Origin of the sequence: Streptomyces sp. NPDC086989 (assembly GCF_044745505.1) — a bacterium.
In the GTDB taxonomy this organism is placed as follows: domain Bacteria; phylum Actinomycetota; class Actinomycetes; order Streptomycetales; family Streptomycetaceae; genus Streptomyces.
Window position 1 is genome coordinate 422807 of sequence record NZ_JBIVAL010000004.1, and the last position, 16509, is coordinate 439315.

At 73.2% G+C, this 16509-nt stretch carries 15 protein-coding genes; 7 read left to right on the top strand and 8 right to left on the bottom strand.

What is annotated here, in order from left to right:
• Positions 1 to 20 precede the first annotated feature (20 nt).
• Positions 21 to 674: a uridine kinase gene (locus tag ACIPK4_RS11575; protein WP_402311283.1), complete on the top strand. Its 654-nt coding sequence runs from the start codon at positions 21 to 23 to the stop codon at positions 672 to 674.
• Between the two features lie 165 nt (positions 675 to 839).
• Positions 840 to 1505, top strand: a complete 666-nt coding sequence (locus ACIPK4_RS11580; protein WP_402311285.1) for a hypothetical protein — start codon at positions 840 to 842, stop codon at positions 1503 to 1505.
• Between the two features lie 28 nt (positions 1506 to 1533).
• Here ACIPK4_RS11580 and ACIPK4_RS11585 read toward each other — a convergent pair whose 3' ends face one another.
• Both ACIPK4_RS11585 and ACIPK4_RS11590 read right to left on the bottom strand, forming a co-directional pair.
• Positions 1534 to 2433, bottom strand: coding sequence for a carbohydrate kinase family protein (locus ACIPK4_RS11585; RefSeq protein WP_402311287.1), 900 nt, complete (start codon positions 2431 to 2433; stop codon positions 1534 to 1536).
• Positions 2430 to 3356 carry a pseudouridine-5'-phosphate glycosidase gene (locus ACIPK4_RS11590; protein ID WP_402311289.1) on the bottom strand — a complete coding sequence of 309 codons (927 nt, stop codon included), beginning with the start codon at positions 3354 to 3356 and terminating at the stop codon, positions 2430 to 2432. The genes ACIPK4_RS11585 and ACIPK4_RS11590 overlap by 4 nt, the downstream gene beginning before the upstream one ends.
• A gap of 186 nt (positions 3357 to 3542) precedes the next feature.
• Between ACIPK4_RS11590 and ACIPK4_RS11595 the strand changes: the two genes are divergently transcribed.
• Positions 3543 to 3905: a cupin domain-containing protein gene (locus tag ACIPK4_RS11595; protein WP_402311291.1), complete on the top strand. Its 363-nt coding sequence runs from the start codon at positions 3543 to 3545 to the stop codon at positions 3903 to 3905.
• Here ACIPK4_RS11595 and ACIPK4_RS11600 read toward each other — a convergent pair.
• The 3 genes from ACIPK4_RS11600 to ACIPK4_RS11610 form a co-directional block, all read right to left on the bottom strand.
• Complete coding sequence (locus tag ACIPK4_RS11600; RefSeq protein ID WP_402311294.1) at positions 3895 to 5193, bottom strand: MFS transporter; 1299 nt, start codon at positions 5191 to 5193, stop codon at positions 3895 to 3897. The genes ACIPK4_RS11595 and ACIPK4_RS11600 overlap by 11 nt on opposite strands.
• 386 nt (positions 5194 to 5579) lie before the next feature.
• Entirely contained in the window at positions 5580 to 6143 is a 564-nt protein-coding gene (locus ACIPK4_RS11605) for a methylated-DNA--[protein]-cysteine S-methyltransferase (RefSeq protein ID WP_402311297.1), read from the bottom strand.
• A gap of 53 nt (positions 6144 to 6196) precedes the next feature.
• Positions 6197 to 7144 carry a glycerophosphodiester phosphodiesterase family protein gene (locus ACIPK4_RS11610; protein ID WP_402311299.1) on the bottom strand — a complete coding sequence of 316 codons (948 nt, stop codon included), beginning with the start codon at positions 7142 to 7144 and terminating at the stop codon, positions 6197 to 6199.
• 246 nt (positions 7145 to 7390) lie between these two features.
• Between ACIPK4_RS11610 and uvrB the strand changes: the two genes are divergently transcribed.
• The 4 genes from uvrB to ACIPK4_RS11630 all read left to right on the top strand — a co-directional run bounded on the left by uvrB (position 7391) and on the right by ACIPK4_RS11630 (position 13550).
• A complete protein-coding gene (gene uvrB, locus ACIPK4_RS11615) occupies positions 7391 to 9559 on the top strand; it encodes an excinuclease ABC subunit UvrB (protein ID WP_402311302.1) in 2169 nt (722 codons plus the stop codon).
• A gap of 86 nt (positions 9560 to 9645) precedes the next feature.
• A complete protein-coding gene (locus ACIPK4_RS11620; protein WP_376195941.1) occupies positions 9646 to 10224 on the top strand; it encodes a TerD family protein in 579 nt (192 codons plus the stop codon).
• Between the two features lie 105 nt (positions 10225 to 10329).
• Positions 10330 to 12327, top strand: coding sequence for a TerD family protein (locus ACIPK4_RS11625; RefSeq protein ID WP_402311304.1), 1998 nt, complete (start codon positions 10330 to 10332; stop codon positions 12325 to 12327).
• A 239-nt stretch (positions 12328 to 12566) separates the two neighbouring features.
• Positions 12567 to 13550, top strand: coding sequence for a TerC family protein (locus ACIPK4_RS11630; RefSeq protein ID WP_402311307.1), 984 nt, complete (start codon positions 12567 to 12569; stop codon positions 13548 to 13550).
• A gap of 63 nt (positions 13551 to 13613) precedes the next feature.
• Here ACIPK4_RS11630 and ACIPK4_RS11635 read toward each other — a convergent pair whose 3' ends face one another.
• The 3 genes from ACIPK4_RS11635 to ACIPK4_RS11645 form a co-directional block, all read right to left on the bottom strand.
• Positions 13614 to 14948 carry an MFS transporter gene (locus tag ACIPK4_RS11635; RefSeq protein ID WP_402311801.1) on the bottom strand — a complete coding sequence of 445 codons (1335 nt, stop codon included), beginning with the start codon at positions 14946 to 14948 and terminating at the stop codon, positions 13614 to 13616.
• Between the two features lie 160 nt (positions 14949 to 15108).
• Positions 15109 to 15765 (bottom strand): MBL fold metallo-hydrolase, encoded by a 657-nt coding sequence (locus ACIPK4_RS11640; RefSeq protein WP_054221147.1) that lies wholly within the window; start codon positions 15763 to 15765, stop codon positions 15109 to 15111.
• 9 nt (positions 15766 to 15774) lie between these two features.
• Entirely contained in the window at positions 15775 to 16473 is a 699-nt protein-coding gene (locus tag ACIPK4_RS11645) for a maleylpyruvate isomerase family mycothiol-dependent enzyme (protein WP_402311311.1), read from the bottom strand.
• Positions 16474 to 16509 lie beyond the last annotated feature (36 nt).

Here is a 16509-nt window from a genome sequence, read left to right on the forward strand (position 1 = left end):
CCACCACTGACAATGGGCCCGTGCAGCTGGAAGCGATCACATGGCAGCGGATGGCCGAGCGCCTCGCCGGGCACCTCGACGAACACAAGCCCCCGGCCGGGTCCGGGACGTGGCAGCGGGTGGGCGTCGACGGCGCGCCCGCCGCCGGCACCGACGTGCTCGCCGGCCACCTCGCCGAGGCGCTGCGGCAGCGCAGCCGCCAGGTCCTGGTGGTGGCCGCCGGGGGATTCCTGCGTCCGGCCTCCCTGCGCTTCGAGTTCGGCCGCGAGGACGTGGACTCCTACCTCGGCAACTGGTACGACACCGCCGCCCTGTGGCGCGAGGTGTTCGGCCCGACCGATCCGGGCGGCACCGGCCGCGTGCTGCCCGACCTCTGGGACCCGGTGACCGACCGGGCGACCCGCCGCCCGTACACCGAACTCCCGGCGGGCGGCGTGGTGATCGTGCACGGTCCGCTGCTGCTGGGCCACTGGTTCCCCTTCGACCTCAGCGTCCACATCCGGCTCTCCCCGGGGGCGCTGGCCCGTCGCACGGAGGAGTCCGCCCGCTGGACCCTGCCCGCGTTCGCCCGTTACGAGGCGGAGACCGACCCCGCGGCCCGGGCCGACGCGGTGGTCCGGGCCGACGACCCCCGCCACCCCGCCTGGACCGGTCTCACCGGCCTCACGGGCTGACCTCAGGACCGCCGCCCCGTCACGGACGTCCGGGATCCGCAACAGCGCCATCGCGGCTCCGTGACGAACCGGTTCCGGCCGTCGCCGCGGCCGGGACCGGGAGCTACGTTGACGGCACGCTTCGACGGCGGCCACCGGGTGGCGCCTTGGCAGAGGGAGACGGTAATGGGCGGACGCGGCAAGGCGGTTCAGGGTCCGAGACGGCCGCGGCGGCGGGCCTGCGCCGCCGCTCTGCTGCTCTGCGGGACCCTGGCCCTGACGGCCTGCAACGGGGACGACGGAGCCGCGGGGACCGGAACGGGCCCCGCGGGCACGGCGCCCGGTGCGAGCGCCGCGACCCCTTCGGCCACGTCGGCCTCCTCCGCCCCGGCCGGCACGGCGGCGCCGCCGTCCGCTCCCGCCGCGGCGCCCTCGAAGAAGCCGGCCCCGACCGCCACCGCCGGCGCCCCGGTCAAGCCGAAGCCGCCCGCTCCCGGGCCCACCTGCGCCCCCAAGGACCCGGTCTCGCCGAACGAGATCGCCGTCTACCGCTACACCCCCGAGGGCGGCGCCTACAGCCTGATCGTCAGGCACGGCCACTGGGGCTGCCCCGTCGCGGGCGGCGCCACCCCCTTCGTGACCGTCGGCGAGGAGACCTACATCCCGATCGCGGACGACGCCGAGATCGGCGCCCACGACCCGATCCTCTCCGGCTCGACGAACAAGCCGATCACCACGCACGAGCTCACCTCGTGGCTGGAAACCCACCCGAACAAGGGGCTGGTGTTCCACTACGGCGTGAACAAGGCGGGCGTGATCGACACCCTCGGTCAGGAGGAGTACACCATGTGACCGGCCCGCCACCCCGCAGCCGAGGACCCTACGGTCGCCCGCCCAGCCGGGTGACCGCCTGCGCGGCCGCACGGCACCCCGCCTCGGCCGCCGCCGCCGGGACCGCGCCCGCGAGGCGGGCCGCCAGGAACCCGCCGGTGAACGCGTCCCCCGCGCCCGTCGAGTCGAGTGCCTCGGCCGTCTGCGCCGCCACCTCGGCGGTCACCCGGCCCCCCTCCGCCACCAGCGCCCCGGCCGCACCCCGGGTGACCACGACGAGGGGCACGTGCCGGCTGAGCTCCGCCGCCGCACGGGCCGCACCGGCCGGCTCCGGCAGCCCGGCCAGCAGCCGCGCCTCGTCCTCGTTGGGCAGCAGTACGCCGATCCCCGCAACGTCATCGAGGAAGCGCTGCGGACCCAGCGCGACCAGGAAACCCGCCGAAGCCGGGTCCACGCTCACCGGCACCCCCCGGGCCCGCGCCGCCCGCAGCGCGAGCAGGGCCAGCTCACGGCTGGTGTCGGCGAAGAAGAGGTAGCCGGACAGGTGCAGGTGCGCCACCCCGTCCAGCAGCGCCGGAGCCCAGTCCTGCGGGGAGAGCCGCAGCGCGGCGCCGCTGTCGGTGAGGAAGGTCCGCTCGGCGTCCTTGCCGACCAGCACCACCACCGTCCCGGTCGGCTCGGCCGGATCGACCACCAGCCGCGGCCGCACCCCCGCCTCCCGCAGCAACTGCTCGTGCCACCGGGCCGATTCGGTGCCGACCCGCGCGAGGAGGCGTACCTCCGGCGCCCCCGCGTGGGCCGCCCAGCAGGCCGCGTTGGCTCCGGCGCCGCCCGCCAGGGTCCGGATCCGGGCGGCCGTGTCCGTGGCCGGAGTCAGCGGTTCCGGATGGACCGCGACGACGTCCGTCACCACGTCCCCGATGACCAGCAGCGCCCCGGACGCCGTCACGCGCGCGCCGCCCAGGCCCCCGCGATCCTGGCCCCGAGCGTCACGTTGCCGCGGACCGCCGCCAGGTTGGCCTCCAGCGACGCCCCGCCCGTGGCCCGTACCAGGAACCCCAGCAGGAACGGGGTCACTGCCTGTCCCGTGATCCCCCGCTCCCGGCACTCCGCGAGGGCCTCGGCCAGGACCCGGTCGTGCACCTGCGGATCCAACTGCTCCGTCTCCGCCACCGGATTCGCCACGAGCAGTGCCGACTCCGGGCCGCCGACGGCGTCCTGGGCGGCCATCACCGCCGCCACCTCCTCCGGCCGGTGGACGGTCCAGTCCACGGGCTCACCGGAACTGGAGAGGTAGAACCCGGGGAAACGTTCCGTCCCGTAGCCCAGCACCCCTACCCCGAGCGTCTCCAGCCGCTGCAGCGTCGCCGGCACGTCCAGGATCGACTTCACCCCCGCGCACACCACCGTGATCCGCGTCCGCGCCAGCAGCGCCAGGTCCGCCGACTCGTCCTGCGTCTGCGCGTACTCCCGGTGCACGCCGCCCAGCCCGCCCGTGGCGAAGACCCGCAGCCCCGCCCGCGCGGCCAGGAACGCCGTCGCGGACACCGTCGTGGCCCCGGTCGCACCCGTCGCGAGCGCCGGCGCCAGATCCCGGTGGCCGAGCTTGCGCACGCCCTCGCCGCCGGCGATCCGCTCCAGCTGCGCCTTGTCGAGACCGGCGTACGCCACGCCGTCGACGACCGCGATCGTGGCCGGAACCGCACCTTCGGCGCGTACCAGCGCCTCCAGTTCCGCGCCCACGGCGAGATTGCGCGGGCGGGGCAGACCGTGCGAGATGATCGTCGACTCCAGCGCCACGACGGGAAGGCCCCGCTCCAGCGCCTCACGGACCTCTTCGGACAGGACGGGGACCTCGGGTGATGTGTGCATGTCCCATCCATGGCACGAGACGTGCGCCCCCAAACGCGCTCCCGGCCCGCCGTCCGAAACCCTGCGCTGCCGCGCCCCGGCGGCCTGCGCGCGGCGCCGTCTGGACAGGTTGCCCGGTCCGGCGGGCCGAACCTGGACGTTCTGGTCACCCCGCCGCGCCGGACGGCCGGATTAGGGTGACTCGGCATGAGCACCAGTGAGCACGGACCCGCCTCGTTCGCCGTATCCGTACCGGACGCCGCGCTGGAGGTCGAGGACCTCGACCCCGGCCAGATCCTCTCGGGCGAGCCCGTCGTGACGGGCAAGGTGCTGTGGGAGTCCCCCGACGGCAAGCAGCTGCGCGGCATCTGGCAGATCACCCCGGGCGTGGTCACCGACACCGAGGCGAACGAGCTGTTCGTCGTGGTCAGCGGCCGCGCCACCATCGAGGTGGAGGGCGGCCGGACCCTGGAGGTGGGCCCCGGCTCCGCCTGTGTGCTCCGGGAGGGCGACAAGACCACCTGGACCGTCCACGAGACGCTGCGCAAGGCCTACCACATCAGCTACTGACCTCCGCGGTGGCGGCGGCCGGGTGGCGGCGCGCGGTGAACAGGGCCAGCGCCGCCATCGGCAGCAGCAGGCCCGCGCCGATCGCGTTCAGCCAGCCGTAGCCGGCGTGTGACATGACCAGGCCGGCGGCCGCGCCGCCCACGCCCGCGCAGGTGTTCATCGTCAGGTCGCTCAGGCCCTGTACGGCGGCCCGCGCTGCCTGCGGCACCGAGTCGGTGAGCAGGGCCGAGCCGGAGACCATGCCGGCGGACCAGCCGAGGCCGAGCAGGAACAGACCGAGCGCGCTCTGTGCGTGGCTCGGCCCGGCGGTGCCGGCGAGCAGCGCCGCCAGCGACAGCAGACCGGCCGCCAGGCCGATGACCGCCAGCCGGCCGACCCGGTCCGCGAGCCAGCCCATGACCGGCGAGAAGGCGAACATGCCGGCGATGTGACCGCTGATCACGAGGCCGACGAGCTCCAGGGTGGCGCCGTGGTGGCCCAGGTCGACCGGGGTCATCACCATGATCGAAACCATGGCGGTGTGCGAGACGGCGACGGTGACCAGGGCGAGGCGCGCCCGCGGCGAGGCCTTGACGGCGGCGACCCCGGCGCGCAGCGAGCGGGCGCCCGGGCCCTGCTCGGCGGGCGCGGCCAGGGCCCGGGCCGTCAGCAGCGGGTCCGGCCGCAGGAACAGGCCGATCAGCGTGCCGGTGAGGACGAAGACGGCGCCGGCCCAGACGAAGGGGCCCGCCGTCTCGGGTATGGAGGTCCCGGCGAAGCTGCGGCCGGCCGGGGCGGACAGGTTGGGGCCGAGCACCGCGCCGAGGGTCGAGGCCCAGACGACGACGGCGACGGCCCGGGCCCGGCGGTCCGGGGCGGCGAGGTCGGCGGCCGCGAACCGGGCCTGGAGGTTGGCGGAGGAGGCCGCTCCGAAGGCGGCCATGCCGAGCATCAGCAGGGGGAAGCTCTTGATGACGGCGGCGAGGACCACCAGCCCCGCACCGGCGGCGCCGATCCCGTACCCGAGGATCAGCCCCGGCCGGCGGCCGCGTGCGGTCATCAGGGCGGCGAGCGGCAGCGAGACCGCCGCGGTGCCGATCACGGCGGCGGTGGAGGCGAAGCCGGACAGCGACTCGGTGCCGCTGACCTGCGTCGCGAGGACCGGGGCCAGGGCGATGCTGATGGGCACGCCGAGGCCGCCCAGCATCTGGCTGGCGATCAGCACTCCGGAGATGCGGCGCTGGAGGCGGGGCAGGTCCGCGGGGCCGGCGGGCGGGGCGGGCCGGTCGGTGCCGGGTATGGCGCTCACGCCGGACACCCCCGTCGCAGCGGCACGGGGCGGTGTACGGGCGCGGTGCCGCCCGAGGCGGTGGCAGTAGTCACCGCGGCAGTTTCCCACCCCTTACCGCCCGACGGAACGGGATATCCGCCCCGCGCCGGCCCCCACCCCCGGCCCGGCCTCCTGGGCCGGCTTCCTGGCCCGGCTTCCTGGCCCGGTCTCCCGGCCCGGCCCCGGCCCGGCCTCGGCCCGGTCTCCCGGCCCCCGCCCGGCCCCGGCCCGGCCTCCCGCCCGGCCCCGGCCCGGCCTCCCGCCCGGCCCCGGCCCGGCCCCGGCCCGGCCCCGGCCCAGTCTCCGGCCCCGGTCTCCCGGCCCGGTCTCCCGAGTCGCCTCGTGCCTCGTCGAGGGCAATCTCCTCAGAACAGGGGCTGCGGCAGGACGCCCTCCAGGGCCAGCAGGGTCCGCTTGGTCTCCACCCCGCCGCCGAAGCCGCCGATCCCCCCGTCGTTCTCCACGACCCGGTGGCAGGCCACCACCAGCGGCAGCGGGTTCGACCCCATGGCGTTGCCCACGGCCTGGGCCGCGCCCGGCTGGCCGACCCGGGCCGCGAGCTCCCCGTACCCGACGACCGCGCCGTACGGCACCGAGCGGTCGAGCTCCTGGAGCACCTGGCGGTTGAAGCCGGAGCTGAGCCGCCAGTCCAGCGGCAGCTCGAAGCGCTTGAGCGAGCCCGCGAAGTACGCGTTCAGCTGGCGTATCGGCTCGGCCAGCAGCACCTCCCGGCCCGGTTCCGGACGCCGGGCGTCGGCGCCCAGCCGGGAGACGAGGGAGCCGATCATCCTGTCGACCCGGTCCGGCCCGGCATGGAACTCGACCCGGACCAGACCCTCCGGGGTGGCGGCCAGGAGCAGGGGCCCGATGTCGCTGTCGACGACGGTCCATTCGAGGTGCGGCCCGCGGGGCCGCTCGGTGCTGTCCACCCCTCCACCGTAAGGGGCGGGTGCGACAGCCCGGGCGGGCCGCCGCGGGCGGCTCACTGCGCGAAGCCCCCGAGCACCGTGTTCCGTACGACGTCCGGGGCGTTGGTGATGATCCCGTCCACGCCCATGCCCTGGACCTTCCGCGTCGTCGCCGGGTCGTCGACGATCCAGGTGTCCACCTCCATCGCCTTGCCGTGGGCGCCCAGCAGGCCGTGCACGGCCGTGACCCAGTCGGCCGAGATGGTGGTGTGCCAGGGGTTGATCCGGTCGGTGAAGCGGGCGTACGTCGGCAGGTCGGCGACGGTCGGGGTGCCCAGGAAGGCCGTCACGACGTCGGGGCGCACGTCGTGCACGATGCGTACGGAGTCCGCGCTGAAGCTCTGTACGACCAGGCGGCGCTGCACGTGGTCCTCGTCGAGCCAGCCGGCCTCGTCCAGCACCTGGAGCGTCTGCTCTTCGATCCCGGGGTAGAGCTCGGGCTTCTTGATCTCCAGCAGCAGCCGCTGGCGGTTGCGCTGCACCCGGTCGAGGTACTCGCGCAGGGTGGGAACCCGGGCCCCGGCGTACTGCTCGCCGAACCAGCTGCCCGCGTCGAGCGTGGCGATCTCCGCGGCGGTGAAGTCCTTGACCCGCCAGGGCTTGCGGTCCGGGAACGCCTGCTCGACGTCGGTGGTGCGGGCGAGGGTGTCGTCGTGGACCACGACCAGCTCGCCGTCCTTGGTGCGCTGGACGTCGTTCTCGACCCAGTCGAACCCCAGCCGCCTGGCGAGGTCGATCGCCGGGAGCGTGTTCTCCGGGGCGTAGGCCGAGGCCCCCCGGTGGGCGTAGACGACGGGGCCCAGCAGCCCCGGGGAGCCCGCGGTGCCTGCGGGGCCGGTGGAACCGGTGGGGGAGGAGGGGCCGGCGGGGCCGGTGGCGGCGGACGAGGCCGTCCCGCCCAGCAGGGTCAGGGTGAAGCCCAGGAATGCGGCGGCGGCCGCGGCGGCGGGTCGGACGTACATGTGCGTTCTCCTCGTTTCGGGAGCCCTGTTCCCGCGTCAGACGCGTGCGGACTGACAGACGTTGCGGCGTTGCACTACACGGGGGACCTCTACGGCGATCATGCGGTTGAAGATCACCGGGCCGCCACCGAACTACGACAAACGGACCAGAAAGGAGGACTTCCACACCGTCCGCCCGGCCCGCCCGGGGCCACGGCGGCCCGGCGCGGCCGCGTGAGTGTCAGTGGGGGGTCGTACGGTGGAGTCATGCGGCCTGTATCCAAGATCGAACGCACGGTGGCGCCCTTCGAGGTCGTCAGCCCCTACCAGCCCAGCGGCGACCAGCCGGCGGCCATCGCCGAGCTGGAGAAGCGCATCCGTGCAGGTGAGAAGGATGTCGTCCTGCTGGGTGCGACCGGCACCGGCAAGTCGGCCACCACGGCCTGGATGATCGAGAAGCTCCAGCGGCCGACCCTGGTGATGGCGCCGAACAAGACGCTCGCCGCCCAGCTGGCGAACGAGTTCCGCGAGCTCCTGCCGAACAACGCCGTCGAGTACTTCGTCTCGTACTACGACTACTACCAGCCCGAGGCGTACGTACCGCAGTCGGACACCTACATCGAGAAGGACTCCTCGATCAACGAGGAGGTGGAGCGGCTGCGCCACTCCGCGACCAACTCGCTCCTCACCCGGCGGGACGTGATCGTCGTCGCCTCCGTGTCCTGCATCTACGGCCTCGGCACGCCGCAGGAGTACGTCGACCGGATGGTCCCCCTCAAGGTCGGCGAGGAGATCGACCGGGACCAGCTGCTGCGCCGCTTCGTCGACATCCAGTACACGCGCAACGACGTGGCCTTCACCCGCGGCACCTTCCGGGTGCGCGGCGACACCATCGAGATCTTCCCGGTCTACGAGGAACTGGCCGTCCGGATCGAGATGTTCGGCGACGAGATCGAGGCCCTGTCCACCCTGCACCCGCTGACCGGCGAGGTCATCAGCGAGGACCGCGAGCTGTACGTCTTCCCCGCCAGCCACTACGTCGCCGGCCCCGAGCGCATGGAGAAGGCGGTCCGCGGCATCGAGGCGGAGCTGGCCGAGCGCCTCGCCGAGCTGGAGAAGCAGGGCAAGATGCTGGAGGCGCAGCGGCTGCGCATGCGCACCACGTACGACCTGGAGATGATGCGCCAGATCGGGTCCTGCTCCGGCATCGAGAACTACTCGCTGCACATGGACGACCGGGAGCCCGGCTCCGCGCCCAACACCCTGATCGACTACTTCCCCGAGGACTTCCTCCTCGTCATCGACGAGTCGCACGTCACCGTCCCGCAGATCGGCGCGATGTACGAGGGCGACGCCTCGCGCAAGCGCACCCTGGTCGACCACGGCTTCCGCCTGCCGTCCGCCCTCGACAACCGGCCGCTGAAGTGGGAGGAGTTCCAGGAGCGGATCGGCCAGACGGTCTACCTGTCCGCCACCCCGGGCAAGTACGAGCTCTCCCGCGGCGACGGCTTCGTCGAGCAGATCATCCGCCCCACCGGCCTCGTCGACCCCGAGGTCGTCGTCAAGCCCACCGAGGGGCAGATCGACGACCTGGTCCACGAGATCCGGCAGCGGGTGGAGAAGGACGAGCGGGTCCTGGTCACGACCCTCACCAAGAAGATGGCCGAGGACCTCACGGACTACTTCCTGGAGCTGGGCATCCAGGTCCGGTACCTGCACAGCGACGTCGACACGCTGCGCCGGATCGAGCTGCTGCGCGAGCTGCGGGCGGGCGAGTACGACGTCCTGGTCGGCATCAACCTGCTGCGCGAGGGCCTCGACCTGCCCGAGGTGTCGCTGGTGGCGATCCTCGACGCCGACAAGGAGGGCTTCCTGCGGTCCGGGACCTCCCTGATCCAGACCATCGGCCGTGCCGCGCGCAACGTCTCCGGCCAGGTCCACATGTACGCGGACAAGATGACCCCGGCGATGGAGAAGGCCATCGAGGAGACCAACCGGCGCCGGGAGAAGCAGATCGCGTACAACACGGCGAACGGCATCGACCCGCAGCCGCTGCGCAAGAAGATCAACGACATCGTCGCCACCATCGCCCGGGAGGAGCTGGACACCGAACAGCTGCTCGGCACCGGGTACCGCCAGGGGAAGGACGGCAAGGCCGCCAAGGCTCCCGTGCCGTCGCTCGGCGTGGTCAAGGCGGGCCAGGTCACCGCGGGCGGCAAGCAGGTCAAGGGCGCCAAGGCGGCCAAGGCGGCCAAGGACGCCGCGGTACTGACGGACCGTCCCGCCGAGGAACTGGCGGCACTCATCGAGCAGATGACCGAGCGGATGCGCGGCGCGGCCGCCGAGCTCCAGTTCGAGGTCGCGGCCCGCATCCGCGACGAGGTGGGCGAGCTGAAGAAGGAGCTGCGACAGATGAGGGAAGCGGGCCTCGCCTGACCCGGGGCCGGTCAGTAGGGTTGGCGGCAGCCGCAGGTACAAGCTGCGCACCCATGTGGGGGCGGGCTAGGGAGAGGGGACAGCGCGTGACGGTCAACATGACCAAGGGTCAGGCCATCAGTCTGCAGAAGCAGGACGGGGGCACGCTGACCGCGGTCCGCATGGGCCTCGGCTGGCAGGCGGCCAAGCGCCGCGGACTGTTCGGGTCCCGGACCCGGGAGATCGACCTGGACGCGTCGGCGGTGCTCTTCGCCGAGAAGCAGCCGGTGGACGTGGTGTTCTTCCGCCACCTGCAGAGCGACGACGGCTCGGTCCGGCACACCGGTGACAACCTCGTCGGCGGCGCGGGCCAGGGCGGGGACGACGAGTCGATCCTCGTCGACCTCCAGCGCGTGCCGGTGCACATCGACCAGATCGTCTTCACGGTGAACTCGTTCACCGGCCAGACGTTCCAGGAGGTGCAGAACGCGTTCTGCCGCATCGTCGACGAGACCAACGGCCAGGAGCTGGCCCGTTACACGCTGGACGGCGGCGGCCAGTACACCGCGCAGATCATGGCGAAGGTGTCGCGCGTGGGCGGCGGCTGGCAGATGACGGCCCTCGGCAACCCGGCCAACGGCCGGACCTTCCAGGACCTGATGCCGGCGATCCTGCCGCACCTGTAAGCCGGGAACCGGTCCGCGGGACCGGACACGACCGGACAAGAGCGGGACCGGACACGACCGGACAAGAAGAGAACGCGCGCAAGGGCACGGGGGAGGGGCTGCACGATGACGGCCGAGCTGGTCCGGGGGCAGAACCACCCCCTGCCCGGGACGCGGGTGGAGATCAGGGTCTCGGCGGGCACGCCCGTGCTCGTCCTGGCCTCGGCCTGCGATGACGCGGGCCGGCTGGCCGGCCCCGGTGCGCTGGCTCACCCCGGTGCCCGGGACCTGCCCGGACTGAGGGTGCCGGAGGCGGTGGCGGGCGAACACCGCTTCACCATCGACCTCGACGCCGTCGAACCGGCCGTGCACCGGCTCGGGGTGGTCCTGGTCCTGCCGCCCGGCGGTCCCGTGCGGTTCGGCGCGGTCCCGGCCCCGTACGTGGCCGTGGCCGAGCCGGAGGGCGCAGACCTCGCCGGGTTCACCCTGGCGGGGCTGGATTCCGAGAAGGCCGTCGTGGCCCTGGAGCTGTACCGGCGCCAAGGGGCCTGGAAGGTCCGCGCCGTGGGCCAGGGGTACGCCGACGGGCTCGGTGCGCTGCTGGCCGACGCAGGGCTGGGCGGCCCGGCCGCCGCCGCCCTGGTCGACGTGGCCACCGGGCTGGTGCCGTCCGGCGACATCACCCTGGCCGCCCTGCCGACAGCGGCCCCGCCGACCGTTCCGCACGGCCTGCGGGGCCCGCAGGACGCCGCCGCCGAGGTCGCCCCAGCCCCGACCCCGCCGCCGTCGCCCCCGCCGGCCCCGGAGCCGCTCCCCGTCACCGGCGTCCCGTACCCGGGCACCCCCGCGGTCGCGCCCGGTTCCGGAGCCGCCGACACCATCGGCGGGCCGCCCACCATCGACTACGCCCACCCGCGCCGCCGCCGCACCAGCACCGAGCCCCCCGAGCCCGGCCCGCGCGCCGTCCCCTCCCCGGAGGCGGACCGGCCGCCCGTCCCGGTCGCCGGCGACGCCTCCGGCTGGTCCATGGAGGAGCGGCTCTACAACCAGGTCTGGGGCATGTTCGAGGACCTGGCCCGCTCCGTGGCCGCCTACCGCAGCGCATGCGACTTCGCCGAGTCGCGGATGGACCGCGAGCTCGACGGGGCGCTGTCCGACCCCCGGAACCGCCTCGCGGGCGCCGGCAACGCCGCCCGCGACGAGGCCCGCGGCCGCCACGACGAGCTCGTCGCCCAGGCCAAGGCCGTGCTCGACCGGGACCTCGCCCAGCTGACCGCCGAGTCCGAGGTGGTCGAGCCCGCGCTGCCAGCCGCGTACGCCCGCTGGGCCAACCCCGTCTGGCACGGCCAGGAGGTGCCCGAGGAGGCGCCGATGGCCCTGCGCCTGGGCGACCTGCACCTGCCCGAGCGGCCCGACCTGCGCATCCCCATGCTGGTGCGGGTCCCGCTGGAGCGCGGGCTGTGGATCGACAACGGCCGCACGGGCTCCGAGGCCGCGATGGCGATGGACACCGACCGGCTGCGCCGGGCCGCCATGGACATGGCCGTCGCCCACGCGGTCCGGCTGCTCGCGGTCCACCCCGGCGACCGACTCTCCGTGCACGTCGTCGACGCGGCCGGGGCCGGCGCCGCCTCCCTGGCTCCGCTGGTCGCGTCCGGGGTGCTGTCCGGGCCGCCCGCCACCGGGGCCGCCGGGGTCACCCGGACCCTGGAGGAGCTGACCCGGCGGGTGGACCTCGTGCAGATGGCCGTGCGGGCCGGGGCCCCCGAGGACCTGCCGCCCGACGTGGACGTCGCCGACCAGCTGCTGATCGTGCACGACTTCCCGCACGGATTCGACGACCGGGCCGTGACACGGCTGCGGTACCTGGCCGACGAGGGCCCGGCGGTCGGCGTGCACTTGCTGATGGTGGCGGACCGCGACGAGGCGTCGGCCTACGGGCCGCTGCTGGACCCGCTGTGGCGCTCGCTGATGCGGCTGTCGCCGGTCCCGGACAATCACCTCGCCGACCCGTGGGTCGGCCACGCCTGGACGTTCGAACCGGACCTGCCGCCGCGGGACAGCCGGGTCCTGGAGCAGACCCTGGAAAGGATCGCCGCCACCCGGCGCAATGCCCGTCCATGACCCTCCCTTGGCGTTCTCTTTACCTTTTGGGGGTCTGACGGGTAACCTGGAGCCCGCGGAGGGGAGTATTCCTGCTTTCCTGCTACGGCGTACCCGTCAATACGGACCACTGCGGCCGCGTGCGCGCAGTCGGCCCCGGGGCGCCGGCCCACGGCCTCCAGGCCGCCCGGGTGGAAGAGACCTCCGGCAGCGATGACGCTGACATGTGTGCTGAGCCATCTGCCGGAGGCGAATAAACAGTGGATGTTTCGTTGACCCTCTGGGTGCTGACCATTCTCGGTCTGGGCATCCTCATCGGCGCCGATTTCTTCATCGGCCGCAAACCGCACGACGTATCGGTCAAGGAAGCGGGCATCTGGACGGTCGTCTGGATCGTCCTCGCCGCACTCTTCGGGCTCGGCCTGCTCTTCTTCGGCAACGGCCAGGCGTCCCAGGAGTTCTTCGCGGGCTTCGTCACCGAGAAGTCCCTCAGCGTGGACAACCTGTTCGTCTTCGTCCTGATCATGGCGAAGTTCTCCGTGCCCTCCCACCTCCAGCAGCGCGTCCTGCTCGTGGGCGTCCTGATCGCCCTGGTCCTGCGCGCCGTCTTCATCGCCGCCGGCGCCGCGATCATCACCTCGTTCTCGTGGGTCTTCTACATCTTCGGCGCGTTCCTGATCTACACCGCCTGGAAGCTGATCCAGGAGGCCCGCAAGGACGAGGGGGAAGAGGAGTTCGAGGAGAACCGCCTCCTCAAGTCGATCGAGCACAAGTTCGGCGTCGCCGACCGCTACCACGGCACCAAGCTCTTCATCCGCGAGAACGGCAAGCGCGTCCTGACCCCGCTGATGGTCGTCATGCTGGCCATCGGCACCACCGACGTGCTGTTCGCCCTGGACTCGATCCCCGCGATCTTCGGCCTCACCCAGGACCCGTACATCGTCTTCACGGCCAACGCCTTTGCGCTGATGGGTCTGCGCCAGCTGTACTTCCTCATCGGCGGCCTGCTCAAGAAGCTGGTCCACCTCAGCTACGGCCTGTCCGTCATCCTCGGGTTCATCGGCATCAAGCTGGTGCTGCACGCCCTGCACGAGTCCGGGGTGCACGTCCCCCAGATCTCCATCCCGGTCTCCCTGGGCGTCATCTGCGGTGTCCTGGTGATCACCACCGTCACCAGCCTGATCGCCTCGAAGAAGCAGGCGGCCGCCGAAGCCGCCGCCCGCCCGGAGAGCATCGACGCCTGACCTGACGCCTGACGCCTGACGCCTGACGCCTGACGCCGGATGCCTGACGCCCGTCGCCGCGGGCTATGCGGGGGCGGCCGCCTCGGCCGCCCCCGTTCCCGCACCCGTGTCCGGACCCGACTCCTTGCCGAGGCCCGTACGCGACCGGACCAGCGTCGGGTTCGTCTCCGGCAGCAGCGCGAAGCAGACCAGGCTGACCAGGGCGACCGCACTCAGGTACACGGCCACGCCCCACGGCGGACCGGAGCCGTCCGCCAGCGCCGTCGCCACGAGCGGGGTCAGCGCCCCGCCCAGCACACCGCCCAGGTTGTAGCCCACGGCCGCGCCCGTACAGCGGATCCGCGGGGCGTACAGCTCCGGCAGGTACGCGCCCACCACGGCGAACATCGTCACCATGCCCAGCAGCCCGCCCAGGCAGCCCAGCGTCATCAGCAGCGGGTCCGCCGTCCGCAGGAGCGCGACGAACGGGAACATCCACACCAGGCACATCGCACTGCCCACCAGACACAGCGGCCTGCGGCCGTGCCGGTCGCCGAGCACCGCCACCACCGGGGTCATCAGCCCCTTGACCGCGACGGCCGCCATCACGCAGGCCAGCATCACCGTGCGGTCCACCCGCAGGTGCTCGGTGGCGTACGCGAGGGACCAGGTGGTGACCGCGTAGAACACCGCGTACCCGAGGGACAGCGCCCCGCCGGTCAGCAGGAGCAGCCGCCAGTGCCCACGCACCACCTCGGACAGCGGGGCGTCGGACCGCCGGCCCGTGTCGGCGAGGGCCCGGAACTGCGGGGTCTCCTCCACCGAGCGGCGCAGCCACAGCCCGGCGAGGGCCAGTACGCCCGCCGCCCAGAACGGCACGCGCCAGCCCCAGGCGGCGAACTGCCCGTCGGAGAGGGTCGCGGACAGGGTGAGGGTCATGCCGTTGGCCAGCAGGAATCCCACCGCGGGACCGGCCTGCGGGAAGCTCGCCCACAGCCCGCGCCGCTGCTCGGGAGCGTGCTCGGCGGTCAGCAGGACCGCCCCGCCCCACTCGCCGCCCAGGCCCAGACCCTGGAGGAAGCGCAGCGCGAGCAGTATCAGGGGCGCCGCCGCGCCGATGGTCGCGTACGTCGGCACGCAGCCGACCGCCACCGTGGCGAGGCCGGTCAGCAGCAGGGAGCCGAGCAGCACCGGGCGTCGGCCGTGGCGGTCGCCGATGTGCCCGAAGACCACGGAACCCAGTGGACGGGCGAGGAAGCCGATGCCGAAGGTGCCGAAGGCGGCGAGGGTGCCGGCCAGCGGGGAGAAGGACGGGAAGAAGAGCGGGCCGAGCACGAGGGCCGCGGCCGTGCCGTAGACGAAGAAGTCGTAGAACTCGATGGCGGTGCCGGCGAGCGAGGCCCATGCCAGGCGCAGCATCGAGGGCGGGCGGGGCACCGCCGTCCGGGGGAGGGCGGGGGAGGGGTCCTGTTGCATGGTGCAGCAACTACCCCGCCCCACACCCCCAGGACGTGCGTTCGGTCATCTTCGACCGGAAGGAGTGCTTCCTGTCATGGTGTTGACCGGGACCGGGCGCGTGTTACCAGCCGCGCTCGCGCCATTCGGCCAGGTGCGGCCGCTCCGCGCCGAGCGTGGTGTCGTTGCCGTGCCCCGGGTAGACCCAGGTCTCGTCCGGCAGCTGCTCGAAGAGCTTGTGCTGCACGTCGTCGATGAGGCTGGCGAAGGCCTTGGGGTCGTTGTTGGTGTTGCCGACGCCGCCCGGGAAGAGGCAGTCGCCGGTGAACACGTGCGGGTGCCCGTGCGGGTCGTCGTAGATCAGCGCGATCGAGCCCGGGGTGTGTCCGACCAGGTGGCGGGCGGTCAGGGAGACCCGGCCGACCCGGATCACGTCCCCGTCCGCCACGGGCACGTCGGTCGCCACCGGGATGCCCTCGACGTCGTCGGCGCCCGCGTACGTGCGCGCCCCGGTCGCCTCGACCACGGCCTGGAGCGCACCCCAGTGGTCACCGTGCCGGTGGGTGGTGACGACGGACGCGATGCCGTCGCCGCCGATCAGGTGCAGCAGGGTCTCCGGCTCGGCGGCCGCGTCGATCAGCAGCTGCTCGTCGGTGGCCCGGCAGCGCAGCAGGTACGCGTTGTTGTCCATGGGGCCCACCGCGACCTTGGAAATCATCAGGTCCGGGAGTTCGTGCACGTCGGCCGGACCGCCGACCTTGACTGCTCCGCTGTACGTCATGTGCTGATCCTAGAGCGGGGGAAGGGCGGGGAGGAGGCCGCCGACGACGGTGAGGTGCGCGCCCTTGTCCGAGCGCCCGGCGAGCCAGCCGAGCAGCTCGGCCCCGGTGCCGACCAGGGTGACCGGGCCGCCCTCGCTGCCGCCGGTGTGCCACGTGGAGCCGTTGCCGTCGCCCTCCACCTGGAGGGTGACCGGGGGGAGCTCGGGCCTTCCGGACCAGCGGTCGGCGAGGAAGGCGATCTCGCGGGCGGTGAACTCCTCCGGGAGGTCGGAGAGCTCGTAGCCGATGTTCAGGTCGACGTGGTGCAGCTCGACCTCGACGAGGCGGCGGAAGGGGACGTTCGAGGCGAGGTCCGTGACGCCGTTGCGCAGCTCGACGGTGCGCGACCAGTCCTGGTCCCGTTCGCTCTGCGCCAGGAAGCCGGAGTGGGTCTCGCGCAGGTCGGCGAGCTGGACGTCCAGGGCGCGCGGGGCGTCGCGCTCGATGTCGGAGTCGCGGGCCTCGGCGCTCTCGTACATCGGGCGGCCCGCGAGGACGTTGACGAGGGCGTCGGCGTTGCGCGCCAGGTGGGCCAGCACATGGCCGCGGGTCCAGCCGGGCAGGTGTGACTCCCCGGCGAGGGCGGCGTTGTCCAGTTTCGCGACCGCGGTCAGCAGTCGGTCCGTGGCTTCACGTACAGATTGCAGGTCGTGCACATGATCAGTCATGGCTCCGAGCCTAGTGCCGTGGGACCCCGGCCACAC